This is a genomic window from Rhizobacter sp. (assembly GCA_021153565.1).
Classification (GTDB): domain Bacteria; phylum Pseudomonadota; class Gammaproteobacteria; order Burkholderiales; family Burkholderiaceae_C; genus Albitalea.
In genome coordinates this window covers 25,331-49,927 of record JAJKJU010000178.1, presented here as the reverse complement: position 1 = coordinate 49,927, position 24,597 = coordinate 25,331, and the positions used below count along the sequence as shown (strand labels likewise).

Sequence of the window (24,597 nt, the reverse complement as noted above, 5' to 3'; positions counted from 1 at the left end):
TGTTTCGGTCCGCTTCCGTGCAGCAGGCGCCAATGGCGTGATCCACGATCCGAAGCAGCGCTTCGTGACAGCCGAGGAGATGGTCCTCGCGCTGGAGCGCGGTGCCTCGCGACCTATTTGGGAATCGACAGCATCAGGTGATGTGATAGGTGTCGGTGATGAACGGCGCCATGGCGCCGTTGAGCCCCCAAATGCAGCACGAAAAGCCGGAATACAGGAAGGCAGACACCAGGGTCGGCGCGTGTCCACACGCAAGAAGGTCTTGAAGGTCGACATGGGAATCATGGTCTCCGAAAGACACTCCGGCCGTGGGCCGGGGAAGGAGGCACATGACTGCTCAACGGCGTCGTGAGCATGGCTCGTCGTGCGCGGACAGGGCCTGGGTGCAGCGTCACACCCGACGCAGCATGTTCGCAAGCGCCGTGCCAGGATTTGCCTCCAGGCTGCTATGGTGCAATGCTTGCTGACATCAGACGCTGCCTCGTCGCTGGTAAACAAGCCACCTTTCCGATGATCTCCTGCCTTGTTCTCGCCGGTTCCGGCCCCGCTGCACCCGCTCTCGATGTTGACCTCGAGGCTGCCGGGATTCACGTGCTTGGTGCGGTGCTGCGCGGCAACTTGGTGCAAGAAGCAGTGCGTCTGGTGCCTGATCTGGTCGTTTGTCATGAGTCGACGGTCGATGAGGGGCTGTTCGGCGCGATCGCGCTGTTGCAGGCCAGCTCACCGCGACCCGTGGTGCTTTTCACGCCCGATCCCGACGCAGACAAGATGGCCCGCGCGCTGGAGGTCGGCATCCACGTCTACGTCGTCAACGGCTATGCGGCCCAGCGCCTTCGCCCGCTCATCCATCTGGCGCAGGCACGCTTCGCTCACGAGCAGAAACTCCGAGCTGATTTGGCTGACGTGTCGCATCGTTTCGAGGAGCGAAAGCTCGTCGACCGCGCCAAAGGCATCCTGATGCGAGCGCGGCAGGTGTCGGAAGAAGAAGCGTTCAGGGTCCTGCGCGCCGCGTCCATGCACAGCAACCAGCGCGTCGGGCAGGTCTCTCAGCATGTGATCGCCGCGGCGGGCGTGGCCGAAGCCATCAACCGCGCGGGGCAGCTGCGCATGCTGTCGCAAAGGCTGGTGAAGCTGTATGCCCTGGCGTCGATGGGGGTGGACTGCTCTTCGCAAGCCGAATCGTGCGCACGTGTCGATGCCAATCTCTCGACTCTGGTCAAGACCCTGTCAAAGTCGACTTATGGCGATCTGCTCGACGCAGTCACCACGCCGTGGACTTCGCTCAAGACTTTGCTGGCCGCGACCGTGGACGCAGTCCGCTTGCAAGAGGCCGATGCTCTCGCCGAGCGCATGCTGCTGCAAGCTGACCGGCTCGTCACAGCGCTGGAAACAACGGGTGCCGCGACGACGCTTCATGTGATCAATGTGGCCGGCCGCCAGCGCATGCTGTCGCAGCGCGTTGCCAAGCAGGCGCTTCTTGCTGTTTTGCTGACGGGTGAAGCAGCCACGCAGGCATCAGCCGAAACCGAGCGTTCGCGGCATGCCTTCGAGGAGGCTCTAGGCTACTTGAACGCCGCGCCCCTCACCACTCGCGACATTCGCGAGTCGCTGGACGAAGCGGGCAGGGTATGGGATGCGATGTCGAAAGTCTTGGCGCGGCCTCGTGCCAGCAATGGCCCGAAGACGCTGGCAGACGCAAGCGAAACCTTGCTGATGCTGTTCGATCGCCTCACGCAGCGCTACGAACACAGCATGCAGGTGCTGGTCGGCTGAACGTCTGGATTCAACAGCGGTGCAGGCTGCGAATTGTGTGCACTCTTACGCACATCATGCGACAGGTCATGTCGTCACACCGCTATGATCAATTGAGGGTCGTGCCTGGTTTGCAGGGAGAAGCTTGCAAACCCCACGACCCTTTGACAAAGTGGACGCTCAGGCGTTTCGGTGGCCGGATCCTGACGAAGCGCCGACGAAGGAAAATTCATGACCGAGACAATGCAGTCAACCCCTGCCGAACTGGCAGACCGGGCGAGCGAGCTTCGTGCCGCAAATGGTCTCGCCGAAGGTTCTTTGGGGGCGGTGCTGCTGAGCCTGGTCGAGCGTCTGGAAGCACCCTTTGCGGTCAAGGAAATCAGCACCGGCAAATACGTGCATGTGAACATGCACGTGGCAGCTTTGTACGGTCGCTCGCCCGAGCAATTGCTCGGCCATACCGATGCTGAACTGCTGGGGCCTGAACTGTCGGCTGCCTTGCGCACAGCAGACCAAACGGCCCTCGGCCAGTCCTTGCCCTACACCACCGATCACCGCATCGAGCGTGAACGCAAACGTCGCGAATTCAGCGTCACGCGCGTCGCCTTGCCGACGGCGGACGGCGGGCCGGCTCGCCATTTGTGCTACGTCTGGGTCGAGACGACCCTTGCGCATCATCGCGAGGCGCAACTGACCAAGGCGCTGCAGCAACTGGAACAGCAGCAGGTCGCGGGCGAAACCCTGCGCCGCGAAATGCAGGATCAGACACTGCGCGACAACGTCACCGGCTTGTACCAGCGCGCGCATTTCGACGATCAACTGCGCCGCGAGGTGGACTTGTCGTCACGTGAGCACCGCGAATTTGCGATGGTATCGATTGCGCTCGATCCGCTTCCCGATCAAGTGCGCTCGCACGGCGAAGCAGCAAGAACACGCGTGCTGGAGGAACTCGGTCGATTGCTGCGCGGCAACACGCGTGCGATGGACGCCTCGTGCCGGCTGGACGAAGACCGCTTTGTGATTCTGTTGTCTGGTGTTGGGCTGGCGACCGCCCATTCACGCATGGAAGGCTTGCGCCGGCAGTGCGCAACACAAATCGTGGTGCTCGATGGTCGCGATCTCGGCTTCACGGTGTCCATGGGCGTGGCGAGCTTTCCCCACACCGCACACACGCAGGAAGACTTGATGCAGGCAGCCGATCTGGCGCTGGCCGAGGCGCAGCGCCGGGGTGGAAACCAGGTGACGCTGGCGAGCATCCGCTTCGACGCTGTTTGAATTCCCGGCCGCCGGAGGCGGTCCGGGCTATGGGCAAATTCGCATCAGAGGCTGAGAGTATTTCGATCATGTCCGCTCATCACGCCAAAAGCCCCCTGCTCGTCATTGCAAATGCTCGCCATAGCCCAGCTATGGCTGCGCTTTGCGCCTGGATCAGGCGCCTTTTGACGTGCTGCTCGGACACGTTCGAAATACTCTCAGCCTCTCAGCCGCTGAACGCCTTGAGCAACATATAGCTTGCCAGCGCATATAGCATCAGCGCGAACACCCTTTTCAAGTGCGCAACGTCCATTGCATGCGCCGCTTTGGCCCCTAGCGGCGCGAGGACCACGCTGGCCGATGCGATGACCAGAAGGCCCGGCAACCACAGATAGCCCACTCCGCCCGATATCGGGCTGGCCATCGACCATCCGCCAATGATGTTGCCCAGGGTGCTTGCCACCGCGATCGGGAACCCAAGTGCCGCGCTCGTCGCCACAGCGTTACGCATCGGAACGTTGCACCAGGTCATGAAGGGCACGGAAATGAACCCTCCACCGGCGCCCACCAAACCAGATACGCTTCCGATCACACCGCCCGCCACCCACCGACCCGCCGTGCCCGGCATCTGCCGCGATGCGTGCGTCTTCTTATTGCGCAGCATCTGCGTGGCGGAAAAACCGACGAACAAGGCAAAGATCAGTGCGAGTGCAGCGCCCTTGACCAGGGGATAGATGAAAGCACCGGTGATCAAGGCCATCACCGTGATTCCTGGTGCCAGTGTGCGAACGAGATCCCAGCGGATCGCTCCGTGCGAATGATGCGCTCGAATGCTCGACATCGAGGTGAACATGATCGTGGCCATTGAGGTCGCGATGGACATCTTCACCGCCAGTGCCGAATCGACGCCGTGATGCGACAGGATGAAGGTCATGAAGGGCACCATCAGCATGCCGCCGCCAATGCCAAGAAGACCTGCCAGAAAACCTGTGCAACAGCCCAGAAGGAGAAGTTCGAGAACCAGTTGCCACTCGAGGCCGAAGATCATTCGCGTTCCAGAAGCCTGAGGACGGCGCGATGCTCATCCGCAGTCACCGGAGTGATGGACAAGCGATTGCCGCGCTTCAAGACCTGCATGGTCGCTAATGCTGGCGCTTCACGCATCTCAGTCAGTGAAAGCAGGCGCGTCTTTCTCACGAGCGTCACATCCACATGCAGCCAGCGCGGTGCATCGCGTTTTGCCGTCGCGTCGAAATATGGACTCTCTGGATCGAACTGGGCCTCATCCGGATAGGCTGCACTCGATACTTCCGCCAGGCCGGCAATGCCCGGCTCCGGGCAAGACGAGTGATAGAAGAGCACACCGTCACCAACATGCATTTCGTCGCGCATGAAATTGCGTGCCTGGTAGTTGCGCACACCCACCCACGGCACGGTGTGGCGTGGCATGCGCACAAGGTCGTCGATCGAGCACTCTGTGGGCTCGCTCTTCATCAGCCAATAGGCCATCGGAAACGTCGTCAAGAAAAATGAGGTGTCCACCGCTAACCGTGAGCCGCATTCCTGAACCGGGGGTTCAGGTGGGCCAGGTCAACTGCGCTTCGGGTTCATCTGACGCGAGACGATCACACCTGCGGTGTATGTTCCAAGCCCGAGCTCAATGAGCATTGGTTCAAGGAAATATAAAACTCACGCGAAGGCGGCGGACAAATTCATTCTACGCCGCGCGTCTTCGCAAATCACAGCAATTGACCGTCGGCACCAAGGGTTTGATCAATACGACGGATCAGCGCATCGATGTCCGTGCTACCACCACTTGACGCGACTGAACCCGCGCTCGAAGCAGACGCGGAAAGAGGCCGTTCGGCGAGTGCATAAGCGAGGTTCAGCGCTGCCAGAACGGCGATGCGTTCGCGGGCCTTGACTTTTCCTGCATCGCGAATTGCGCTCATCTCGCGGTCGACGTTGCCCACCGCTGCGAGAAGCGATTGCTCTCCGCCCTCGGGGCAGCCGAGGATATAGCTCTGACCCATGATGGTCACTTCCATCTGTTTCATCGTTCGCTGCCTCCGCTGTCAGATGTTGCGGCAACCGAGTTGTCCCCGGGCAGTCGCTCGAGCAGGGCGTCGATTCGGCCGCGCGCTGCGTTCAGGCGCGACTTGAGGCTGTCGCGTTCGTGCGTGATCTGAGCAAGTTGATGTTCGAGCAGTATGTTGGTGCGCACGATTTCTTCATGTCGCAGCAGCAACCTCTCGACTCGCTCGGCGAGTTCTTCGATCTTGGACATGGAGCGTGTGCCCTGTGCCGGTAAGGAGTTCGATTGTAGGGGGGTGCTTAAAATTAAACGCTACGCTCCCGCGGGGAAGCGGGGGCAGCACTCATGCTCCGGATATTCATCATGTCTCTCCCTCCTTTCGCGCTGCGCGCATCTTCGGCCGCCGCCTGGCTTTGCCTTGTCTGTGGCGTGCTGTCCGCTTCTGCTTTCGCTCAGACGACCACGCTGGCCCCCGTCATGGTGACCGGTTCGCGCGAGCCCGCGCCGATCAATCGCCTCGTCGGCGACGTGTCGGTCATCGATGCCGAGCACATTCGCGCATCGACCGCCGACTCCATTGAAGAACTGCTGCAGCGTGAGGGCGGTATTCAGGTGTCTCGCAACGGCGGGGCCGGTCAAAGCGCTGGCGTCATGCTACGTGGCTCCAGCGCAAGCAGTACGGTGGTACTGATCGATGGTGTGCGGATCGGCTCGGCAACGCTCGGGCAGACGGACCTTTCAGGCATCAGTCTCGCGCAGATCGAACGCATCGAAATACTGCGCGGACCAGCTTCCAGCCTTTACGGTGCGGATGCTGTCGGTGGTGTTGTCCAGATCATTACGCGGCGCGGCAAGGGCCCGCTCGATATCGCGGTGCACGCAGCTATCGGAGCTTACGCATCCCGCGAACTCGATGTCTTTGTGAGCGGATCGTCCGGCGCGTTCGACTACGCAGCTACCTTGAGCCATGAGGCGAGCGACGGCGTGTCGGCGCTCAAGCCTGGCGACAAAAACGGTTACTTCAACCCGGACCGCGACGGCTTCAAGCGCAGCAGCGCGCAGTTTCGTGGGGGATTCATCGTCGCGCCCGGCCATCGGGTGGGTATCAGCATGATCGACAGCCGCTTGCGCTCGCAGTTTGACAGCGCAGACTTTGACCCGTCCACGAACAAGCTGGACCCAACACCGGACTTTCGCAATCGTTTCGACACCCGCGTGACATCACTCGACTATCGCGGCGCAATATCGACGGAATGGACCATGTCGGTGCAGGCGTCCAAGGAGATTGATCGCTTGGAATCGGGCGGTACCACGTTCGCCGGCTTCGACACGAGCCGCCAGCAATTGACTTGGCAAGCCGCCTGGGCGCCGGTGGCTGGCCAGCAGTTTGTCGCAGCGTCCGAACGACTTGATGAAACCGTGGCCGCAGACGCGCTCGCAGGGGCACCCAAGAGACGCAATGACGCGGTCGTCCTCGGCTACAGCGGCGCCTTCACAGGGCACAAGTTGCAGGCCGACGTGCGCCATGATCACAACTCGGCGTTCGGCAACGTCGACACCGGCAAACTTGGCTGGGGATTCGATCTGACGCCAACTCTCTCGCTGCGTGCGGTGGCGGGAACGGCATTCCGCGCCCCGTCGTTCAATGACCTTTATTTCTCCGGCTTCGGTGTCGCCACGATCCGGCCGGAGCGTTCGCAAAGCGTCGAGGTCGGCGCCAATTGGCGCGATGGTGACAGCACGGCTGGCATCACGCTCTACAGAAACCGCGTCCGCGACCTGATCGGTTACGAGCCGCTTGCCGCCAATTGCCCGCCCGGATTTACTGACGGTTGCGCGGCCAACGTGAGTCGTGCGCGCCTGCAGGGAGCGACCCTGAACGCGTCGCAGCGAGTCGGCGCCTTCTCGCTGCGTGCCACGGTCGACTTCCTCGACGCCAAGGACGACATCACCGGCAAGCGGCTTGCTCGACGAGCCGCCCACCAGGAGACATTAGGCGTCGATTGGTCCAGCGGCCAGTGGATCATTGGGGCGACGGTGGTTGACGTGGGTGCGCGCCCCGATGGTGCGGCGACGCTCGACGCCTATCAGACGCTGGACCTGCAGGCGCGATACAAGGCGACGCTTCATTGCCAGATCGAAGCCAAACTGCTGAACGCCACAAATCGCCAATACGAACCGGCGCACGATTACCAATCCTTCGGGCGGCAGGCCTGGATCGGCGTGCGTTACAGCAGCGTGGGACTCTGATCCATCGTCGCGGCCGACCCCGCTTCTTCGGGTGCACGCGAGTTCGACGGTCTAGTGCTTGCGCCCGATGCCCTCGTAGAGCGGCATTGGCATCGTCATTAACCGGTTGGGCGTGCTCGGCTCCCACAAGGCGGCGGGCTGAGTGTCCACTTGCGAGGTGATCGTGTGCATCAGTGCAAGGCTCACACGTGATGCCATCCTTCGCAGAAGCTTGACCTGGTGTGACGACCACTCCTGAGTTGCGCTGATCTGCTCGCAACTGAAGCAGCCGTACAAGGCGCCATTGACCGAGAAACTCACGTCCAGCAGAGAAAACACGTTCTGCGGTCCGAAATAGCTCGAAAGAAAAGGTGTGGTAGCAGGGTGCGTCTTGCAGTCGGGCGCAATGATGCATCCTTCACGCAGCAGGGCGGCAAAGTAGGGCGCCGGGTTGTCAGACTCCATGTCAGGCACCCGCACGTTGACGTTGGTCGCGAAGTCGTGAAGCGCCATCGTCCGCAGGGCGGCGCCATGGTTTGTTTCGATCAGCATGCGCACGCCTGCCCGCGAGCAGCCAATGTCTTGTGCCATGCGTCGCGTGAACAATTCAAGGAATTGGGCTGAGTCGATTTCTCCGCGATCCAAAAGACCGCAGATGCGCTGCAGCGCCATGAGCTCGGACATGACCCGATTCTGGTGGACAGGCTACGTGTTTGATACTGCAAGATCTTGCAGGTTTGCGAGCGCTTCAGGCTGCGGCGTTGCTCCTCACTTGTGTGGTTCGCCACACGGCGCTCGGAGCGCCTTGCATCGCATCCCGTCCAGCGCCACCAAAACGGGAACTTATTCCGGGCCATGTCCTGGACCTAAGGGACGTGAATCGCACAGGTGTGCGACTGCACATTCCTCGCACAAGGGCCGGCGCGCAATGCAGACGTAGCGGCCGTGCAGGATGAGCCAGTGATGCGCGTCGACAACATAGGTCGCTGGCACGCGTTCGAGGAGGCCCATTTCGACTTCCAGCGGCGTCTTTCCGGGGGCAAGTCCTGTGCGATTGCTCACGCGAAAGATGTGTGTATCGACCGCCATGGTCGGTTCGCCGAAGGCGACGTTGAGCACCACATTGGCTGTCTTCCGACCCACGCCTGGCAGCGCTTCGAGGGCCTCGCGGGTGCGCGGCACATGGCCGTCATGCTGTTCAATGAGGATGCGGCTGGTCTCGTGCAGGTTGCGCGCCTTGTTGCGAAAAAGGCCTATCGACTTGATGTGCTCAGTGATGCCATCGACACCCAGCGCCAGCATCCGCTGAGGCGTGTTCGCCACCGCAAACAACCGGCGAGTTGCCTTGTTCACTCCGACGTCTGTGGCTTGTGCCGACAGCAACACGGCGGCCAGAAGTTCGAATACGTTGGTGTATTCGAGTTCGGTATTGGGTCGAGGGTTGGCCGCCTTGAGGATGGCGAAGAAGGGCTCTATCTTGGCTTTGTTCATCACCGCCGATTTTGGCAGCGAGTTGCCCTTACTTGGCAGGTGCTGACGCCTCAGGCGCTGACGCTGCCGCGATTTCCGCGGTCGACGGCAAAGACGGATCCGACGCGGGCGTCGCCGCATTCGCCGCACCCATGGCTTGGGTGGTTGGAGTCGGCGGCTGCGGACTGCCCTTCTTTTGGCACGCGCCGAAGAGCGTCAGAACAGCCAGGCAGGTGGCGAGGGGGAAGTTGATGCGACACATGGATCACCAGTAGCGCGATTGCAGCTCGCGAATCTGTCGCCGGGCTTCGTCCTCACGAATCCCGAAGGTCTTCTGCGATTTGGCGTCCGTGTGTCCCCGACCGCCGTCGCGTTCGCCCGCATCCGGGGCCACGTTCCATTGCTTGCGATGCTCCTTCAAATGTTTGCGAGTTCCCTCGCTGCGATCACGGCTCATTGAGACTCCTCTGACCCAGTGCCGGCACACCGTCCCCGCCAGCCATGCTCAAAGCCTAGTGGGTTGGATGCGCAAAAACGTCAGCGCCTTGCGGCGTTGCCGGTCGGAAGGTGCCGATACGGCTGTAGGAGGCCGCCGACAGGGTTTTCTTGAGCGTTGATTTAGGCGCCAACTGCAGACGAAGAAACGCGTTCGCGTCTGCATCCTTGATGCTTTTGATAATTCGAAATGTTCGCCGACGTCGGGCCAAATCCTAAAGCAACGTAACGTGCGATCCGTCGGCCGCAGATCACGCCTGCGGCACGAGCCACGCCGAGACTCACAGCGCTGCAGCGAGTCAGCGCGACCGGCGAGCCGGTCATGTTCCGGAATTGCCCGTGCCGGACTTGCGCTCGCGTGAACGAGCAAGCGCTGCCTCGATGACCGCGCGCTTGCCGTCGAGCGCCTGGGGTTCCGTCAGCTTGGACACGGCGGGAAGGTCCTGCAATGCGGCCACGGCCTTGGCTGCGAGACGTTCATTTTGTTCGCGCGACTCGCGTTCCAGGCGGAAGCGATGGAAGGCGTAGCGCTCGCGGGCCTCGTCTGCAGCTGCTTCGCTCCACGCATCCCAGCCAGTTCGCGGCCCGGTCACGTCGACTAGCGAGATGCAATCGACAGGGCACACCGGAATGCAAAGCTCGCAGCCAGTGCAGAGCGAGTCGATGACGGTGTGCATGGTCTTGGGCCCGCCTACGATGCAGTCGACCGGGCAGGCCTTGAGGCACAAGGTACAGCCGATGCACCAGTCCTCATCGATGACCGCGAGGTGGCGCGGGCCTTCGACGCCGTGCGTCGGATCCAAAGGACGAATCGGTCGACCCGTGATGGCTGCCAGACGCACGATCCCTTCGGCGCCGCCGGGCGGACAGCGGTTGATGTCGATACCCTCTTCATCGATGGCTTGTGCGTACGAACGGCAATCGGGATAGCCGCAGCGAGTGCACTGCGTTTGAGGCAGTGCGGCATCGATGGCGAGAACGAGGTCGCTGACGGCGGTGGCATTCACCACCGGATTATCGCCAGCGCGCAGACTGCTTCGGGGCCTGGGGCTGCTTCAGAGGCTGGGAGTATTTCGATCATGCCCGCTCATCACGCCAAAAGCCCGCTGCTCGTCGTTGCAAATGCTCGCCATAGCCAAGCTATGGCTGCGCTTTGCGCCTAGATCAGGCGCCTTTTGACGTGCTGCTCGGACACGTTCCGAAATGCTCTCAGCCTCTCAGATCGACGCAGCGGCGCGACGGGGCGTCTTGACGCCCTTGCGGGCGTTCGACTTCTTGTTGCCGCCAGGTTCATCCTGATGACTGGCAATGAAGTCACGGACCTGCGGGTAGACCTTCTCGCGCCAGCGTCGGCCCGAGAAAATGCCGTAGTGGCCGGCACCTTCGACGTCATAGTGGAACTGGCGCGTCTTCGGAATGCCGGTGCAAAGGTCGTGCGCGGCGCGGGTCTGGCCGGCGCCCGAAATGTCGTCGAGCTCCCCTTCGATGGTCAGCAACGAAGTGGTCTTGATGTCTTGCGGCCGCACGAGCTGGCCCCTGACGTCCCAGGTGCCGTTCACGAGCGCGAAGTCCTGGAACACAACTTTGATCGTGTCGAGGTAGTACTCGGCTGGCATGTCGAGCACGGCGTTGTATTCGTCATAGAAGTTGCGATGCGAATCGGCACTGTCGTCGTCGCCGCGAACCAGGTCGAGGAAGTAGTCGTAGTGTGAGCTCAGGTGGCGGTCCGGATTCATCGCGACGAAGCCCGTGTGCTGCAGGAAGCCCGGGTACACGCGGCGGCCATTGCCGGGATAGTTGATGGGCACGCGGTAGATCACGTTGTGCTCGAACCATTCATGGCTCTTGTTCATTGCCAGGTTGTTGACGGCGGTCGGCGACTTGCGGGCGTCGCTGGGGCCACCCATCATGGTCATCGTGCGCGGGGTGGGCTCGCCTCCGCTTGCCATGAGCGAAATCGCTGCCAGCACCGGGACGGTGGGCTGGCACACCGAAATCACGTTCGCTTCGGGGCCAATGTGACGAATGAACTCCTGCACGTAATCGATGTAATCGTCGAGGTGGAAGGGGCCGGCCTCGATCGGCACCATGCGTGCATCGGTCCAATCGGTGATGTAGACCTTGTGGCTTTCCAGCATCGAACGCACTGTATCGCGCAGCAGTGTGGAGTGGTGGCCCGACAGGGGCGCGACGATCAGGACCGTGGGCTGGTCCTTCATCTTGGTGAGCAATGGAAGATTGTCGGAGAAGCGCTTGAAGCGCAGCAGTCGGCAGAAGGGCTTGGCAATGGCGACCTGTTCTTGCACGGCGATATCGATGTCGTCGACCCGCACGGAGTTGATATCGAACTCTGGCTTCTCGTATTCCTTTGACAACCGGTGCATCAAATCGAGCCCGGCCGAAATCCGATGCGCCATCGGCGTATGCGTGAACGGCGACAGCGGATGGTTGTAAAGCTTCGACGATGCACTCGCGAATTCTGCGAAGGGACTCAACAGCGCGCGCTGGGCTTCATAAACCTGGTACAGCATCGACATTCCTTTACGTGGTGGTCAAATCAAGTCTTGAGAGCGCTTGCAGCCCAAAAAATATCGAGCCAAGCCTGTGAACGCGGCATACGCAGTAACCACCTGTGATTGTGCAACGCAACATTCTAGAAAGTTTGCGGTTCATCGTGTTGCAACCAAGCCCTGTGAAAACCCGGAAAAATACTCTCAGCCTCTTCAGGAAACCGTCGCGATGGCACTCACCACTGCATCAATGTTCTTGCTGTTCAGCGCTGCCACGCAGATGCGGCCCGAGTCCACGCCGTAAATTCCGAACTCACCTCGCAGGCGCTGCATCTGGTCCTTGTTGAGCCCCGAGTAACTGAACATGCCCTTTTGCTGCGTGATGAAGCTCATGTCCTGCTTCACGCCCGCCGCCTCGAGCTTGTTTTGCAAGGCGACGCGCATCTGCTCGATGCGAACGCGCATGCCCGCGAGTTCTTGCTCCCACATTTCACGCAGGGCAGGTGTGGTGAGCACGGTGGCGACGACCTGCGCACCGTGTGTCGGTGGGTTGGAATAGTTGGTTCGGATCACGCGCTTCAACTGACTCAGCACGCAGTCGGCTTCTTCCATCGACTTGCACACCACGCTCAGCGCGCCGACGCGTTCGCCGTACAGCGAGAAGCTCTTGGAGAAGCTGGTTGATACGAAGAAATCGAGACCGGCGGCGAGGAATAGTGAGACGACCGCGCCATCTTCGGCAATGCCTTGGCCGAAACCCTGATAGGCCATGTCGAGGAAGGCCACGAGGCCGCGCGCCTTGACGGTCGCGATGACCTGCTCCCACTGGTCGAGCGAGATGTCGTAGCCCGTCGGGTTGTGGCAGCACGCGTGCAGTACCACGATGGTCCCGGTGTCAGCGCCATTGAGCGCGGTGAGCATGCCATCGAAATTGATACCACGCTTCGCGGCGTCGTAGTACGGATAGCTCTCGACCAGGAAGCCGGCGCTTTCGAAGAGCGCGCGGTGATTTTCCCAGCTTGGGTCGCTGATGAGCACCTTTGCGCCGGAATTCACTCGTTTGAGAAAGTCGGCGCCGACCTTCAGTCCGCCGGTGCCGCCCACGGCCTGAACGGTAGCAATTCGACCGCCCTTGACAGCTTCGCTTTCGGCCCCAAACACCAGGCCTTGCACCGCCTTGGCATAGGCCGCGATGCCGTCGATGGGGAGGTAGCCACGTGCCTTGGGCGCGGCGACCATCTGTTTTTCGGCCTGCTGCACGCACTGGAGCAAGGGCAGCTTGCCGTTGTCGTCGTAGTACACGCCGACACCCAGGTTCACTTTTGCCGGATTCGGGTCCGCATTGAACTGTTCGTTCAAGCCCAGGATGGGGTCACGGGGAGCCATTTCGACGGCGGCGAAGAGCGAAGCCATGTCAGTCCTTGCAGATGTGGTAACACACGGAGGTGTCAGTAAAGCTCGTATGAGAATTGAATTGGGCTAACCTCTTCGATTCCCCTTTGCCTTCCCAGGACGGGAAAACCCGGGAATTTTACGTGGTCCCCGGTTTGCTTCATTTCCTCATTTGTTTGCTTCATTTGTACTCGAGCAATGGCTGATCACCTCTCTGTCGTTGGAAGTCCGGACGCCACGGGCATGAACGTGCCGATGCCCGGCGAGTTCGTGAGCTTTCCTGAATCGCCGTTTCAGTTGTGGCAGCCTTACGCGCCAGCCGGTGACCAGCCGACCGCGATCGATCAACTGGTTGAAGGGGTTGAAGACGGCCTGAGCTACCAGACGCTTCTGGGCGTGACGGGTTCTGGCAAGACTTTCACCATGGCGAACGTCATCGCGCGCCTCGGCCGTCCCGCTATCGTGTTCGCGCCCAACAAGACACTCGCCGCTCAGCTCTACAGCGAGTTCCGCGAGTTCTTTCCGAAGAACGCGATCGAATATTTCGTCAGCTACTACGACTATTACCAGCCCGAGGCCTACGTGCCTCAGCGTGACCTGTTCATCGAGAAAGACAGCTCGATCAATGAACACATCGAGCAGATGCGCTTGTCGGCGACCAAAAGCTTGCTGGAGCGTCGCGACGTGGTCATCGTGGCAACCGTAAGTGCCATCTACGGCATCGGCAATCCGAGCGACTACCACCGCATGGTGATGACGCTGCGCGCCGGCGACAAGATGGGCCAGCGCGACGTGATTGCGCAGCTCATCCGCATGCAGTACACGCGCAACGAAATGGATTTTTCGCGCGGCACCTTCCGAGTGCGCGGTGACACGATCGACGTGTTTCCGGCCGAGCATTCGGAACTCGCGATCCGCATCGAATTGTTCGATGACGAGGTCGAGTCGCTGCAGCTCTTCGATCCGCTCACTGGGCGTATTCGCCAGAAGATTCCGCGCTTCACGGTATACCCGTCGAGTCACTACGTGACGCCGCGCGATCGCGTCGTGTCGGCCATCGATACGATCAAGGCGGAGTTGCGCACACGGCTCGACGAATTGGTGAAGTCGGGCAAGCTGGTAGAGGCGCAGCGCCTTGAACAGCGCACGCGCTTCGACCTGGAAATGCTGCAGGAAATTGGTCACTGCAAGGGCATCGAGAACTACACCCGGCATTTGTCGGGTGCCGCGCCCGGCGAGCCGCCGTCGACGCTCGTCGACTACCTGCCCCGTGACGCACTCATGTTCCTCGACGAAAGCCACGTGCTCATCGGGCAGTTTGGCGGCATGTACAACGGAGACAGGGCGCGCAAGACGACGCTCGTCGAATACGGCTTTCGCCTGCCGAGCGCGCTCGACAACCGTCCCCTGAAGTTCGAGGAGTTCGAGTCAAAGATGCGGCAGGTGATGTTCGTGTCGGCCACGCCCGCGGCCTACGAGCAGCAGAACGCGGGTCAAGTGGTCGAGCAGTTGGTGCGTCCCACGGGCCTTATCGATCCGACGGTGGAGGTGCGTCCCGCCACCCGCCAGGTCGACGACGTGCTCCAGGAGATTCATGACCGTGTTGCGGTGAATGAGCGCGTGCTGATCACCACGCTCACCAAGCGCATGGCGGAACAATTGACCGACTACCTCGCGGACAACGGCGTGAAGGTGCGCTACCTGCACAGCGATATCGACACGGTGGAGCGAGTCGAGATCCTGCGCGATTTGAGATTAGGAACTTTCGATGTGCTTGTCGGCATCAACCTGCTTCGCGAGGGCCTGGACATTCCAGAGGTGTCGCTCGTCGCCATCCTCGATGCCGACAAGGAAGGATTCCTGCGCGCCGAACGGTCGCTGATCCAGACAATCGGCCGCGCAGCACGCAATCTGAATGGCAAAGCCATTCTTTATGCGGACAAAATTACCGATTCGATGCGCAAGGCCATTGACGAGACCGAGCGCCGCCGCGCCAAGCAGATCGCGCACAACGAAGCGATGGGCATCACGCCGCGAAGCATCAAGAAACACATCAAAGAGATGATCGACGGGGTCTATTCCGAAAAGACCAAGCGCGAGAACCTGCAAAAGGAACACGACACAGCCGAAGTCGAGGTCATGTCTGAGAAAGACCTCGGAAAGCGCATTAAGTCGCTGGAAAAGCAAATGCTCGAGCATGCTCGCAACATGGAGTTCGAGAAGGCGGGCAGGGTGCGCGACCAGTTGGCGCTGCTGCGCGAGCAGGCCTTCGGTGCACCCGGCACGGACAGCATCGTCTCAATCCAGGCAGGCCCGGGCAAAGGCCAGGAATAACCCCGATCGGCACGTGGATTGCCAGCTCGCACGCGGGAGCAGCGGATTGGTTATTGCGGCGCACCAATTCCGTTGAACTTCCCCCTGCGTTACCGACCGAATCATTGGCATTCAGCTATACTCGACAAAACAAGTAGGAATAAAAACGAGGGTTTCTCAGAGAGGGAAAACCCGGTCTGCGGTGAGTCGGCAAGGGGAACCGTTCAATTCAGGTCGCTGTCTTTGTTGCGCCGCAAGGCTACAGGAGAAATTCAATGCGTTTGACCACCAAAGGGCGTTTTGCCGTTACGGCGATGATCGATCTGGCTCTTCGCGAGCATTCGGGTCCCGTCGCACTGGCTGCCATCAGTGCCCGCCAGCAAATTTCACTTTCCTACCTCGAGCAGTTGTTCGGCAAGCTGCGCCGCCATGAACTGGTGGAGAGCACACGCGGTCCCGGCGGCGGTTACTCGCTGGGTCGCAAATCGGAGGAAATCACCGTTGCCGACATCATCGTCGCCGTTGATGAGCCCATTGATGCCACCGGGTGCGCCGGCAAGGATAACTGCATGGGCGAAGACACCGGTCGCTGCATGACTCACGACCTGTGGGCCAGCCTCAACACCAAGATGATCGAATATCTTGATTCGATTTCGCTCAAGTCGCTCGTCGACGAGCAGCTCTCAAAGGGCGTGTCGATCGAAGAGCATCCGGTGAAGCGCGCGATATCCACTCAGCCGGTGGTCAAGCCCATCAAGGTGACTGCACCCAATTCCGTTTTCGCTCTCGGAAACGCGTTCTCGAAGTAATTGACGTTGACCCTGCGGCGCAGTGGACGCGCCGCGCTGAGCACACTCGCCTCCCATGGACACGACGACCCCTCACTTCCCGATCTACATCGACTACGCCGCGACGACCCCGGTCGACCAACGCGTGGTGGACGCGATGATTCCCTGGTTGCATGAACACTTCGGCAACCCGGCTTCACGCAGTCATGCATGGGGGTGGGAAGCGGAAGCGGCGGTCGAGAAGGCGCGAGAGCAAGTGGCCCAGTTGATCAACGCCGACCCGCGTGAAATCGTCTGGACCTCGGGGGCTACGGAATCCATCAACCTCGCGCTCAAGGGCGCGGCGCAGTTCTACAAGACGCGTGGCAAGCACCTCGTCACCGTGAAGACCGAGCACAAGGCCGTGCTTGACACAATGCGCGAGCTGGAGCGCCAGGGCTTCGAGGTGACCTACCTCGACGTACAGGAAGATGGTCTCGTCGACATTGAGAAGTTCAAGGCCGCGCTGCGGCCCGACACCATTCTTGTGTCGGTGATGTACGTCAACAACGAGATCGGCGTCATTCAAGACATCCCGGCAATGGGCACGATCTGCCGCGAGCGTGGGATCATCTTCCACGTCGACGCGGCGCAAGCCACGGGCAAGGTGGCGATCGACATCACCAAGTTGCCTGTTGACCTGATGAGCCTGGCCTCGCACAAGACCTACGGCCCAAAGGGCATCGGCGCGCTATATGTGCGCCGCAAGCCGCGTGTTCGCATCGAAGCGCAGATGCACGGCGGCGGCCATGAGCGCGGCATGCGTTCGGGCACGCTCGCGACGCATCAAATCGTCGGCATGGGCGAGGCCTATCGCATTGCCCGTGAAGAGATGGGCGTGGAGAGCGAGCGCATCCGAATGCTGCAGAAGCGGCTCATCGACGGTCTGTCAGATATCGAGCAGGTCTTTCTCAATGGCCACCCCGAAAAGCGCGTGCCGCACAACGTGAACATGTCGTTCAACTTTGTGGAAGGCGAGTCGCTGATCATGGGCATCAAGGGGGTGGCTGTGTCGTCGGGCTCGGCTTGCACGTCGGCGAGTCTTGAGCCGAGTTACGTGCTGCGCGCACTTGGCCGAAGCGACGAACTGGCGCACTCGTCATTGCGCATGACGATCGGACGCTTCACCACGGTCGAGGACATCGATTACGTCGTCGGCACATTGAAAGACCGCGTGGCCAAGCTGCGCGAGCTGTCTCCTTTGTGGGAGATGTACCTGGATGGCGTGGACATCAGCGCCATCCAGTGGACCGCACACTGAAGTCGTTGGAGAACTGACATGGCATATAGCGAAAAGGTTGTCGAGCATTACGAAAATCCGCGCAACGTCGGCACGTTCGAAAAGGGCGACGACACGGTTGGTACCGGCATGGTCGGCGCTCCGGCCTGTGGTGACGTGATGAAGCTGCAGATCAAGGTGAATCCGAAGACCGGCCTGATCGAGGACGCGAAGTTCAAGACCTATGGTTGCGGTTCTGCCATCGCGTCGAGTTCACTTGTGACCGAATGGGTCAAAGGCAAGTCGCTCGACGAGGCTCTCACCATCAAGAACACGCACATCGCCGAAGAATTGGCCCTGCCGCCGGTGAAGATTCACTGCTCCATCCTTGCTGAAGACGCGATCAAGGCGGCGGTCCAGGACTACAAGGCCAAGAAAGCCCATTGACCCCATGGCCGTCACTCTGACCGAAGCGGCAGCCCGCCACGTCTCGCGCTACATCACCAAGCGCGGAAAGGGCGTTGGCGTGCGCCTGGGCGTGAAGACGACCGGCTGTTCCGGCCTGGCATACAAACTCGAGTACGCCGACGACGTCGCGCCCGAGGACGTGGTGTTCGAGGAACACGGCGTCAAGGTGCTCATCGACCCGAAGAGCCTGCCGTACATCGACGGCACTGAACTCGACTTCGTGCGCGAAGGCTTGAACGAAGGTTTCAAGTTTCGCAATCCTCGCGAAAAAGACCGCTGCGGATGCGGCGAGTCATTTCGCGTGTAAACCGCCGGAGAGAAGCGCCTACGAAGTTCCGCAGCGCAGGCGAGGTCATGGGCGCCTTTTGCCGCACAACTTCGCAGGAGTTTCGTTGCAGCGTGCGGTTCATGTTTGATATCAGGCGCTGCCGCAAGTCGCGCATTTCTACGTGCCACAGCCACCCACCATGAAGCTCGACAGCGACGACTTCGAACTGTTCGATGTGCCCAGGCGTTTTGAGCAGGACCGTGCCGTGCTCGACGCGCGTTGGCGAGCGTTGCAGGGGGAAGTGCATCCCGACAAGTTCGCTGCAGAAGGTGCGGCGGTCCAGCGCGTGGCAATGCAGTGGGCGGTGAGGGTGAACGAGGCCTATCAGCGGCTCAAGGATCCGCTGAAGCGGGCAGCGTATTTGTGTGCATTGAACGGATCGCCTGTCGACACGGAGAAGAACACGGCCATGCCTGCGAGCTTTCTCATGCAGCAAATGGAATGGCGCGAGGCACTCGACGAGGCGGATTCGATCGAAGAGGTCGAGGCCATTGCCGACGACGTGGCCGCGCGTCAGAAAGCGGCCTTTGCGGAGTTGCGGCACTCCTTCGATGAGCGTCGCGACACCGCTGCTGCCGCAGAGCAGGTAAGAGCCCTCATGTTCGTAGAGCGCTTTGCGCAAGACATCGATCGTCGCCTCGAGGCGCTGGGACAATAATTAGATGGCATTGCTTCAAATCTCCGAGCCCGGCGCCGCGCCCGATCCGCATCAGCGGCGCATTGCGGTGGGCATCGACCTCGGCACGACGCACTCGCTTGTCGCAGCAGTGCGCAATGGTGTGGCCGAATGCCTGCCGGACATGCAGGGTCGCGTGATTTTGCCGTCGGCCGTTCGGTATCTGTCCGAAGGTGGCCGTCATATCGGGCACGATGCGCTGGCGGAGGCGGCCATCGACCCGCGTAATACCATCGTGTCGGTCAAGCGATTGATGGGGCGCGGGCTTGGTGACATCGCGCATCGCGAGAAGCTGCCTTACGACTTCATCGATGCGCCGGGGATGGTGCAGGTGCAGACTGTGGATGGCGTGAAGTCGCCCGTCGAAGTCTCCGCAGAGATCCTGGCCGCGCTTCGTCATCGTGCCGAGGACGCCTTCGCGGATGACCTCTTTGGTGCTGTCATTACCGTGCCGGCCTACTTTGACGAGGCCCAGCGACAAGCCACGAAGGATGCGGCGCAACTTGCCGGGTTGAACGCGCTGCGTCTCATCAACGAACCGACCGCCGCGGCCATCGCCTACGGGCTCGAGCACGGATCGGAGGGGCTCTATGCAGTCTACGACCTCGGAGGCGGCACCTTTGACATCTCGCTCCTGCGACTGAGTCAGGGCGTATTCGAGGTGATTGCGACGGGCGGCGATTCGGCCCTCGGCGGCGACGACTTCGATCGATTGCTGGCCGATTGGGCGCTGTCGCAAAGCGATCTTGAGGCGACGACGCCGCGGGACAAGCGCAGCGTGTTGGTAGCGGCGCGCGCGGCCAAGGAAAAGCTTTCTGCTGCCGATCACGCGACGCTCGCTTGCCCGTTATCCGGGGGCGAATTGTGGGTGCGCGTCAGTCGAAACGAGTTCGAGGCCATGAGTCGCGAACTCGTTGCGCGCACGCTCGCTGCAGTCCGCAAGGTTTTGCGCGACGCCAAGGCAAACAAGACTGAGGTGCACGGTGTTGTGATGGTGGGTGGATCGACACGCATGCCCATGGTGCAGAAGGCGGTCGGCGACTTCTTTTCACAGACGCCGCTCACCAATCTCAATCCCGACGAGGTCGTGGCGCTAGGTGCCGCCATCCAGGCAAACGCGCTCGCGGGCAATGCCGGCGCCGATGAACTGCTCCTGCTCGACGTCATCCCGCTCTCGCTCGGTCTGGAAACCATGGGCGGTCTGGTCGAACGAATCATTCCTCGCAACAGCACCATTCCGACGGCGCGCGCACAAGAGTTCACTACGTTCAAGGACGGCCAGACGGCGATGGCCATCCACGTCGTTCAAGGCGAGCGCGAGTTGGTCAGCGATTGCCGATCTCTCGCCCGCTTCGAACTGCGCGGCATCCCCCCAATGGTGGCCGGCGCCGCGCGCATTCGAGTGAGTTTCCAAGTCGATGCCGATGGCCTGTTGAGCGTGAAAGCGCGCGAGGAAACATCGGGCGTGGAAGCCGCGATCGACGTTAAGCCCAGCTACGGTCTTGCCGACGACGACATCGCGCGCATGCTGCGGGAAAGCTTCATTACCGCCGAATCCGACATGAAAGCGCGCAGCCTCCGAGAGTCGCGCGTGGAGGCCGAGCGCATGCTGCTGGCCACCCGCGCCGCTCTCATGGCCGACGGCGACCTGCTGAGCCAGGACCAGCGCGATGCCATCGAGGCCTTGCTTGCCGGCATCGAAGCGGTGCGCGAAGGCGAAGACCACCACGTTATCGACGCTGCCGTCGAGGCCCTGGCCAAGGGCACCGAGGCATTTGCCGCCGAACGAATGAACCGCAGCATCCACCAGGCGCTGGCAGGCCGCCGCGTCGAAGAAGTCTAGCCATGCCCATCATCAAGATCCTTCCGCATGCCGAATACTGCCCGAACGGCGCCGAGATCAAAGCAGAGGCGGGGACGTCGCTGTGCGAAGCGATGCTCGAACATGACATCGAAATCGAACACGCCTGCGAGATGAGTTGCGCGTGCACGACGTGCCACGTTGTGGTGCGTGAAGGTTTCAATTCACTGGGCGAGATGGACGAATCCGAAGAGGACTTGCTGGACCGTGCATGGGGCCTGGAGCCGACCTCGCGCTTGTCCTGCCAGGCCATCGTCTCGCAGCAGGACGTGACCATCGAGATTCCGAAGTACTCGATCAATCACGCCAAAGAAAAGCACTGAGGATTTGGCCCGGAATAAGTTCCCGTTTTGGGGGCGCTGGGCGGGATGCGGATGCAAGGCGCTCCGAGCGCCGTGTGGCGAGCCACACAAGTGAGGAGCAACGACGCAGCGCGCCCGCCCAGCGCCCCCAAAACGGGAAATCGTTTCGGGCCAAATCCTGACGCCCGAGTTCGGTGCAAAAAAAGCCTCCTGGCCCATGACGACCAGGAGGTTTGTCAAAAGGGGCACGGCCCCACTGAGGAGATAAGCAATCGCGCCGCGACTGCCTATCATGCGCACGCAAGGCCCGTGCCCGCTTCCGTAGCTGTTGTTCTCCTTCTCGAAACTCAGGCCGCCAGCGCCTTCTCGCCGTGCCGCGTGTACAAGAAGTCCAGTACTTCCTTGCGGTAGTGCACGTAGCGCGGATCCTCGGCCAATTCAACGCGCTCGCGCGGGCGCTTCAGGTCGACAGTCAGGATCTCGCCGATGGTCGCCGCCGGTCCGTTCGTCATCATCACGATCCGATCTGACAGCAACACCGCCTCGTCCACATCGTGCGTCACCATCACCACTGTGCTTTGCGTGCGCGCCACGATCTTCAGCAGCTCGTCCTGCAGATGCGCGCGAGTCAGCGCGTCGAGCGCACCAAAGGGTTCGTCGAGCAGCAGCACCTTCGGCTCCATCGCCAGCGCCCGCGCGATGCCCACACGCTGCTTCATGCCGCCGGAGATCTCATGAGGTCGCTTGCCGGTCGCGTGGCCCATGCCCACGAGCTCCAAGGCCTCCTGCGTCCGTTTCTTCAACTTCGTCTTTGCTTCGGTGGCTGCAAACACACGTTCCACCGCGAGGTACACGTTCTCGAAGCAGGTGAGCCACGGCAGAAGCGAATGATTCTGGAATACCACCGCCCGCTCCGGCCCCGGTGCGGCAATCTCGCGGTTGTCGCACAGCAGTGCACCGCTCGTGGGCATCAGCAGGCCGGCGATCAGGTTCAAGAGCGTCGACTTGCCGCAGCCCGAATGCCCGATCAGCGTCACGAACTCACCCTTGGCCACCGTGAGGTGGACGTCGTGCAGCGCGTGAAAACGGCCCTTTTTCGTGCTGAACACCATTTCGGCGCTGTGCACATCAATGAAGTTCTTCTTCATGGCGGATGTCCTCATGTGTTGTCGTAGCTGAATCGCTTGGCGATGCTGACGAGCATCCATTCCAGCAAGAGACCCACGGTGCCGATCACGAAGATCGCGATCAGGATGTGCGTGACGTTGAGGTTGTTCCACTCGTCCCACACCCAGAAGCCGATGCCCACGCCGCCAGTCAGCATTTCGGCCGCGACGATCACGAGCCAGGCGGTGCCAACGGACAGGCGCACACCCGTCAGCATGTACGGCAGCACCGCGGGGAAGAGGATGCGCGAGACGATCTTCCATTCCGACAGGTTCAGCACCTTTGCGACGTTCATATAGTCCTCTGGCACGCGCTGTACACCGACCGCGGTGTTGATGATCATTGGCCAGATCGAACAGATGAAGATCGTCCAGATCGCGGCCGGGTTAGCGGCCTTGAACACAAGCAAGCCAATCGGCAGCCACGCAAGAGGCGAGACCGGGCGCAGCAGGCTGATCAGCGGCGACACCATGCGATTGAGCACATCGAAACGACCGATCATGAAGCCCAGCGGAATGCCCACCGCCGCTGCCATGCCGAATCCGATGGCCACGCGCTGCAGCGAGAAGAGGATGTTCCAGCCGATGCCCTGGTCGTTCGGGCCCTTGCTGTAGAACGGGTCGGAAAACACCTTGATGGCTTCCGTGAAAGTTGCCGCGGGCGTCGGGAAGGTGGTGCTCTTCATCGTGAGCAACCCCCAGATGCCCACCAGCAAGGCAATTCCCGCAAGCGGTGCAAACACCCTGAGAAACAGGCTTCCCCAATCGGCGGGTGGTTTCACCGGCGCCGGCGGCGCCACCTTCTGCTGGGCGGGCGGGGCGATGACCGACGCCGCCTTTACAGGCTGGGCAAGCGCCTCAGCCTGGGATTCCGCCGCAGCTTCGAGCGGCGAATGAAACACTGCACTGACCATGATCGACTCCTTGGTGCTGCGAAATCAGGCCACGCTGGCGCGCACGGAAAAGCTGTCGGCGTACTTCTTAGGGTCCTTGCCGTCCCACACCGTGCCGTCGATCAGCTTGCTCGTGCGGATCGGCTCCTTGGGGATGTTGACCTTGAGCGCACTTGCCGCCTCCTTGTACAGATCGATCTGGTTGATCTGCTTGGCGATCGCGAGATAGTCGGGGTGCTCCTTGATAAGACCCCAGCGCTTGTGCTGCGTGAGAAACCACATGCCATCGGACAGGTATGGGAAGGTGACTGCGCCGTCGTTGAAGAACTTCATGTGGTTGGGGTCGTCCCAGGTCTTGCCGAGGCCGTTCTGGTAGCGGCCCAGGATGCGCTGGTTGATCGCGTCGACGCCGGTATTGACATAGCTCTTGTCGGCCACGGTCTCGGCCATCTTCATCTTGTTCTGCAGGCTCGCGTCGATCCACTTGCCAGCTTCGATGATGGCCATCATCACTGCGCGGCAGGTGTTGGGGTTCTTCTTCACAAAGTCGGCCGTGCTTCCGAGCGTCTTCTCGGGGTGGTCCTTCCAGATGTCCTGCGTGGTGACACCTGTGATGCCGATGCCGTCCATGATGGCCCGGTGGCCCCAGGGCTCGCCGACGCAATAACCGTCCATGTTGCCCACTCGCATGTTGGCAACCATCTGTGGCGGCGGCACGGTGATGACCTTGGCGTCCTTCATCGGATTGATGCCATAGGTCGCGAGCCAGTAGTACAGCCACATGGCATGCGTCCCGGTTGGGAAAGTCTGCGCGAAGGTGTATTCCCGCTTTTCGGCCTGCATCAGCTTGGCGAGACTCGGGCCGTCGACGGCTCCCTTGTCCGCGAGCTTTTTCGACAGCGTGATGGCTTGGCCGTTGTTGTTGAGCGTCATCAACACGGCCATGTCCTTCTTGGGGCCGCTCACCCCCAGGTGCACGCCGTATATCAGGCCGTACAGCACGTGCGCCATGTCGAGCTCGCCGTTGACGAGCTTGTCGCGCACGCCGGCCCACGAGGCTTCCTTGGTCGGAATGATCTTCACACCGTACTTCTTGTCGAAGCCGAGTACCGAGGCCATCACCACCGATGCGCAGTCGGTGAGGGGAATGAAGCCGATGCGAACCTCTTCCTTCTCGGGCTTGTCCGATCCGGCGGCGTAGACCGCGCTTTGCAAGCCGGGGACCATGCCGGCGGCGCCTGCGGCTGCAGCGGCTTTGATGAGTTGACGGCGGCTCATGTCGATCTTTCCGTTCAGGAATGGGGTCATGGTGTTGTCTCGTGCAAAAAGCAAAAATGGCGTCCGCACGTCACTGGCCTAGACCAGTTCGGTGGGGACGCCGTCGTCCTTTCGAGACGTACCGTCGAT

25 protein-coding genes and 1 other RNA gene are annotated in these 24,597 nt (G+C 61.1%); 11 read left to right on the top strand and 15 right to left on the bottom strand.

Annotated elements, in window-relative coordinates; genetic code table 11:
* Positions 1–510 precede the first annotated feature (510 nt).
* Together AC30NL_RS11045 and AC30NL_RS11040 are read left to right on the top strand one after the other, a co-directional pair.
* The gene (locus AC30NL_RS11045) at positions 511–1,773 is read left to right on the top strand and encodes a type IV pili methyl-accepting chemotaxis transducer N-terminal domain-containing protein (protein WP_489464047.1); all 1,263 of its coding nucleotides are present in this window, start codon (positions 511–513) and stop codon (positions 1,771–1,773) included.
* 210 nt (positions 1,774–1,983) lie between these two features.
* Entirely contained in the window at positions 1,984–3,027 is a 1,044-nt protein-coding gene (locus AC30NL_RS11040) for a GGDEF domain-containing protein (protein ID WP_489464046.1), read from the top strand.
* Positions 3,028–3,232: 205 nt separating this feature from the next.
* Here AC30NL_RS11040 and AC30NL_RS11035 read toward each other — a convergent pair whose 3' ends face one another.
* The 5 genes from AC30NL_RS11035 to AC30NL_RS11015 form a co-directional block, all read right to left on the bottom strand.
* Positions 3,233–4,054: a sulfite exporter TauE/SafE family protein gene (locus AC30NL_RS11035; protein WP_489464045.1), complete on the bottom strand. Its 822-nt coding sequence runs from the start codon at positions 4,052–4,054 to the stop codon at positions 3,233–3,235.
* The gene (locus AC30NL_RS11030; RefSeq protein WP_489464065.1) at positions 4,051–4,515 is read right to left on the bottom strand and encodes an EVE domain-containing protein; all 465 of its coding nucleotides are present in this window, start codon (positions 4,513–4,515) and stop codon (positions 4,051–4,053) included. Before AC30NL_RS11030 ends, AC30NL_RS11035 begins: the two co-directional genes overlap by 4 nt.
* Before the next feature lie 22 nt (positions 4,516–4,537).
* A non-coding RNA gene (gene ssrS, locus AC30NL_RS11025) (6S RNA) lies at positions 4,538–4,718 on the bottom strand.
* A 27-nt stretch (positions 4,719–4,745) separates the two neighbouring features.
* Positions 4,746–5,063, bottom strand: coding sequence for a cell division protein ZapA (locus AC30NL_RS11020; protein WP_489464044.1), 318 nt, complete (start codon positions 5,061–5,063; stop codon positions 4,746–4,748).
* On the bottom strand, positions 5,060–5,293 hold the full coding sequence (locus AC30NL_RS11015) for a DUF904 domain-containing protein (protein ID WP_489464043.1): 234 nt from the start codon (positions 5,291–5,293) through the stop codon (positions 5,060–5,062). The genes AC30NL_RS11020 and AC30NL_RS11015 overlap by 4 nt, the downstream gene beginning before the upstream one ends.
* Before the next feature lie 111 nt (positions 5,294–5,404).
* Here AC30NL_RS11015 and AC30NL_RS11010 point away from each other — a divergent pair, with 111 nt between their 5' ends.
* The gene (locus AC30NL_RS11010) at positions 5,405–7,291 is read left to right on the top strand and encodes a TonB-dependent receptor domain-containing protein (protein WP_489464042.1); all 1,887 of its coding nucleotides are present in this window, start codon (positions 5,405–5,407) and stop codon (positions 7,289–7,291) included.
* Positions 7,292–7,342: 51 nt separating this feature from the next.
* On the opposite strand, the gene AC30NL_RS11005 is transcribed toward AC30NL_RS11010, so the two are convergent.
* From AC30NL_RS11005 to AC30NL_RS10975, 7 genes are all read right to left on the bottom strand, one after another.
* Positions 7,343–7,954, bottom strand: coding sequence for a GAF domain-containing protein (locus AC30NL_RS11005; protein ID WP_489464041.1), 612 nt, complete (start codon positions 7,952–7,954; stop codon positions 7,343–7,345).
* Positions 7,955–8,113: 159 nt separating this feature from the next.
* Positions 8,114–8,761 carry an endonuclease III gene (gene nth / locus AC30NL_RS11000; protein ID WP_489464040.1) on the bottom strand — a complete coding sequence of 216 codons (648 nt, stop codon included), beginning with the start codon at positions 8,759–8,761 and terminating at the stop codon, positions 8,114–8,116.
* Between the two features lie 28 nt (positions 8,762–8,789).
* Positions 8,790–9,002 (bottom strand): hypothetical protein, encoded by a 213-nt coding sequence (locus tag AC30NL_RS10995; RefSeq protein ID WP_489464039.1) that lies wholly within the window; start codon positions 9,000–9,002, stop codon positions 8,790–8,792.
* Positions 9,003–9,005: 3 nt separating this feature from the next.
* Complete coding sequence (locus tag AC30NL_RS10990; protein WP_489464038.1) at positions 9,006–9,197, bottom strand: hypothetical protein; 192 nt, start codon at positions 9,195–9,197, stop codon at positions 9,006–9,008.
* A 358-nt stretch (positions 9,198–9,555) separates the two neighbouring features.
* On the bottom strand, positions 9,556–10,242 hold the full coding sequence (gene rsxB / locus AC30NL_RS10985; protein ID WP_489464037.1) for an electron transport complex subunit RsxB: 687 nt from the start codon (positions 10,240–10,242) through the stop codon (positions 9,556–9,558).
* Positions 10,243–10,452: 210 nt separating this feature from the next.
* On the bottom strand, positions 10,453–11,766 hold the full coding sequence (locus AC30NL_RS10980) for a polyhydroxyalkanoate depolymerase (RefSeq protein WP_489464036.1): 1,314 nt from the start codon (positions 11,764–11,766) through the stop codon (positions 10,453–10,455).
* Positions 11,767–11,958: 192 nt separating this feature from the next.
* Complete coding sequence (locus AC30NL_RS10975) at positions 11,959–13,158, bottom strand: amino acid aminotransferase (protein WP_489464035.1); 1,200 nt, start codon at positions 13,156–13,158, stop codon at positions 11,959–11,961.
* Positions 13,159–13,380: 222 nt separating this feature from the next.
* Here AC30NL_RS10975 and uvrB point away from each other — a divergent pair, with 222 nt between their 5' ends.
* The 8 genes from uvrB to fdx all read left to right on the top strand — a co-directional run bounded on the left by uvrB (position 13,381) and on the right by fdx (position 21,152).
* On the top strand, positions 13,381–15,471 hold the full coding sequence (uvrB, locus tag AC30NL_RS10970) for an excinuclease ABC subunit UvrB (RefSeq protein WP_489464064.1): 2,091 nt from the start codon (positions 13,381–13,383) through the stop codon (positions 15,469–15,471).
* 254 nt (positions 15,472–15,725) lie between these two features.
* Positions 15,726–16,259 (top strand): Fe-S cluster assembly transcriptional regulator IscR, encoded by a 534-nt coding sequence (gene iscR / locus AC30NL_RS10965; protein ID WP_489464034.1) that lies wholly within the window; start codon positions 15,726–15,728, stop codon positions 16,257–16,259.
* Positions 16,260–16,314: 55 nt separating this feature from the next.
* Positions 16,315–17,538: an IscS subfamily cysteine desulfurase gene (locus tag AC30NL_RS10960; RefSeq protein ID WP_489464033.1), complete on the top strand. Its 1,224-nt coding sequence runs from the start codon at positions 16,315–16,317 to the stop codon at positions 17,536–17,538.
* An 18-nt stretch (positions 17,539–17,556) separates the two neighbouring features.
* Positions 17,557–17,943, top strand: coding sequence for a Fe-S cluster assembly scaffold IscU (iscU, locus tag AC30NL_RS10955; RefSeq protein ID WP_489464032.1), 387 nt, complete (start codon positions 17,557–17,559; stop codon positions 17,941–17,943).
* Between the two features lie 4 nt (positions 17,944–17,947).
* Positions 17,948–18,271 (top strand): iron-sulfur cluster assembly protein IscA, encoded by a 324-nt coding sequence (gene iscA, locus AC30NL_RS10950; RefSeq protein ID WP_489464031.1) that lies wholly within the window; start codon positions 17,948–17,950, stop codon positions 18,269–18,271.
* 160 nt (positions 18,272–18,431) lie between these two features.
* Complete coding sequence (gene hscB / locus AC30NL_RS10945) at positions 18,432–18,950, top strand: Fe-S protein assembly co-chaperone HscB (protein ID WP_489464030.1); 519 nt, start codon at positions 18,432–18,434, stop codon at positions 18,948–18,950.
* Between the two features lie 4 nt (positions 18,951–18,954).
* Positions 18,955–20,811, top strand: coding sequence for a Fe-S protein assembly chaperone HscA (gene hscA, locus AC30NL_RS10940; RefSeq protein ID WP_489464029.1), 1,857 nt, complete (start codon positions 18,955–18,957; stop codon positions 20,809–20,811).
* A gap of 2 nt (positions 20,812–20,813) precedes the next feature.
* A complete protein-coding gene (gene fdx, locus AC30NL_RS10935) occupies positions 20,814–21,152 on the top strand; it encodes an ISC system 2Fe-2S type ferredoxin (protein ID WP_489464028.1) in 339 nt (112 codons plus the stop codon).
* A gap of 326 nt (positions 21,153–21,478) precedes the next feature.
* Here the strand turns inward: fdx and AC30NL_RS10930 are convergent, their stop codons facing one another.
* The 3 genes from AC30NL_RS10930 to AC30NL_RS10920 are packed head-to-tail and all read right to left on the bottom strand — an operon-like array spanning position 21,479 to position 24,498.
* The gene (locus tag AC30NL_RS10930) at positions 21,479–22,279 is read right to left on the bottom strand and encodes an ABC transporter ATP-binding protein (RefSeq protein WP_489464027.1); all 801 of its coding nucleotides are present in this window, start codon (positions 22,277–22,279) and stop codon (positions 21,479–21,481) included.
* Between the two features lie 11 nt (positions 22,280–22,290).
* The gene (ntrB, locus tag AC30NL_RS10925) at positions 22,291–23,211 is read right to left on the bottom strand and encodes a nitrate ABC transporter permease (RefSeq protein WP_489464026.1); all 921 of its coding nucleotides are present in this window, start codon (positions 23,209–23,211) and stop codon (positions 22,291–22,293) included.
* 24 nt (positions 23,212–23,235) lie between these two features.
* Entirely contained in the window at positions 23,236–24,498 is a 1,263-nt protein-coding gene (locus AC30NL_RS10920; protein ID WP_489464025.1) for a CmpA/NrtA family ABC transporter substrate-binding protein, read from the bottom strand.
* Positions 24,499–24,597: the final 99 nt, after the last annotated feature.

What these genes read in the sequence shown, in the direction of transcription:
- AC30NL_RS10975 (WP_489464035.1), bottom strand. Translation starts at nt 13,158, where the DNA reads ATGGCTTCGCTCTTCGCCGCCGTCGAAATGGCTCCCCGTGACCCCATC.
- ntrB (WP_489464026.1), bottom strand. Translation starts at nt 23,211, where the DNA reads ATGGTCAGTGCAGTGTTTCATTCGCCGCTCGAAGCTGCGGCGGAATCC.
- iscU (WP_489464032.1), top strand. Translation starts at nt 17,557, where the DNA reads ATGGCATATAGCGAAAAGGTTGTCGAGCATTACGAAAATCCGCGCAAC.
- iscA (WP_489464031.1), top strand. Translation starts at nt 17,948, where the DNA reads ATGGCCGTCACTCTGACCGAAGCGGCAGCCCGCCACGTCTCGCGCTAC.
- iscR (WP_489464034.1), top strand. Translation starts at nt 15,726, where the DNA reads ATGCGTTTGACCACCAAAGGGCGTTTTGCCGTTACGGCGATGATCGAT.
- fdx (WP_489464028.1), top strand. Translation starts at nt 20,814, where the DNA reads ATGCCCATCATCAAGATCCTTCCGCATGCCGAATACTGCCCGAACGGC.
- AC30NL_RS11010 (WP_489464042.1), top strand. Translation starts at nt 5,405, where the DNA reads ATGTCTCTCCCTCCTTTCGCGCTGCGCGCATCTTCGGCCGCCGCCTGG.
- hscA (WP_489464029.1), top strand. Translation starts at nt 18,955, where the DNA reads ATGGCATTGCTTCAAATCTCCGAGCCCGGCGCCGCGCCCGATCCGCAT.
- AC30NL_RS10980 (WP_489464036.1), bottom strand. Translation starts at nt 11,766, where the DNA reads ATGCTGTACCAGGTTTATGAAGCCCAGCGCGCGCTGTTGAGTCCCTTC.
- AC30NL_RS11030 (WP_489464065.1), bottom strand. Translation starts at nt 4,515, where the DNA reads ATGGCCTATTGGCTGATGAAGAGCGAGCCCACAGAGTGCTCGATCGAC.
- AC30NL_RS11015 (WP_489464043.1), bottom strand. Translation starts at nt 5,293, where the DNA reads ATGTCCAAGATCGAAGAACTCGCCGAGCGAGTCGAGAGGTTGCTGCTG.
- AC30NL_RS10960 (WP_489464033.1), top strand. Translation starts at nt 16,315, where the DNA reads ATGGACACGACGACCCCTCACTTCCCGATCTACATCGACTACGCCGCG.
- AC30NL_RS11035 (WP_489464045.1), bottom strand. Translation starts at nt 4,054, where the DNA reads ATGATCTTCGGCCTCGAGTGGCAACTGGTTCTCGAACTTCTCCTTCTG.
- AC30NL_RS10920 (WP_489464025.1), bottom strand. Translation starts at nt 24,498, where the DNA reads ATGACCCCATTCCTGAACGGAAAGATCGACATGAGCCGCCGTCAACTC.
- AC30NL_RS10930 (WP_489464027.1), bottom strand. Translation starts at nt 22,279, where the DNA reads ATGAAGAAGAACTTCATTGATGTGCACAGCGCCGAAATGGTGTTCAGC.
- AC30NL_RS10995 (WP_489464039.1), bottom strand. Translation starts at nt 9,002, where the DNA reads ATGTGTCGCATCAACTTCCCCCTCGCCACCTGCCTGGCTGTTCTGACG.
- AC30NL_RS11005 (WP_489464041.1), bottom strand. Translation starts at nt 7,954, where the DNA reads ATGTCCGAGCTCATGGCGCTGCAGCGCATCTGCGGTCTTTTGGATCGC.
- AC30NL_RS11045 (WP_489464047.1), top strand. Translation starts at nt 511, where the DNA reads ATGATCTCCTGCCTTGTTCTCGCCGGTTCCGGCCCCGCTGCACCCGCT.
- nth (WP_489464040.1), bottom strand. Translation starts at nt 8,761, where the DNA reads ATGAACAAAGCCAAGATAGAGCCCTTCTTCGCCATCCTCAAGGCGGCC.
- hscB (WP_489464030.1), top strand. Translation starts at nt 18,432, where the DNA reads ATGAAGCTCGACAGCGACGACTTCGAACTGTTCGATGTGCCCAGGCGT.
- AC30NL_RS11040 (WP_489464046.1), top strand. Translation starts at nt 1,984, where the DNA reads ATGACCGAGACAATGCAGTCAACCCCTGCCGAACTGGCAGACCGGGCG.
- uvrB (WP_489464064.1), top strand. Translation starts at nt 13,381, where the DNA reads ATGAACGTGCCGATGCCCGGCGAGTTCGTGAGCTTTCCTGAATCGCCG.
- AC30NL_RS10990 (WP_489464038.1), bottom strand. Translation starts at nt 9,197, where the DNA reads ATGAGCCGTGATCGCAGCGAGGGAACTCGCAAACATTTGAAGGAGCAT.
- AC30NL_RS11020 (WP_489464044.1), bottom strand. Translation starts at nt 5,063, where the DNA reads ATGAAACAGATGGAAGTGACCATCATGGGTCAGAGCTATATCCTCGGC.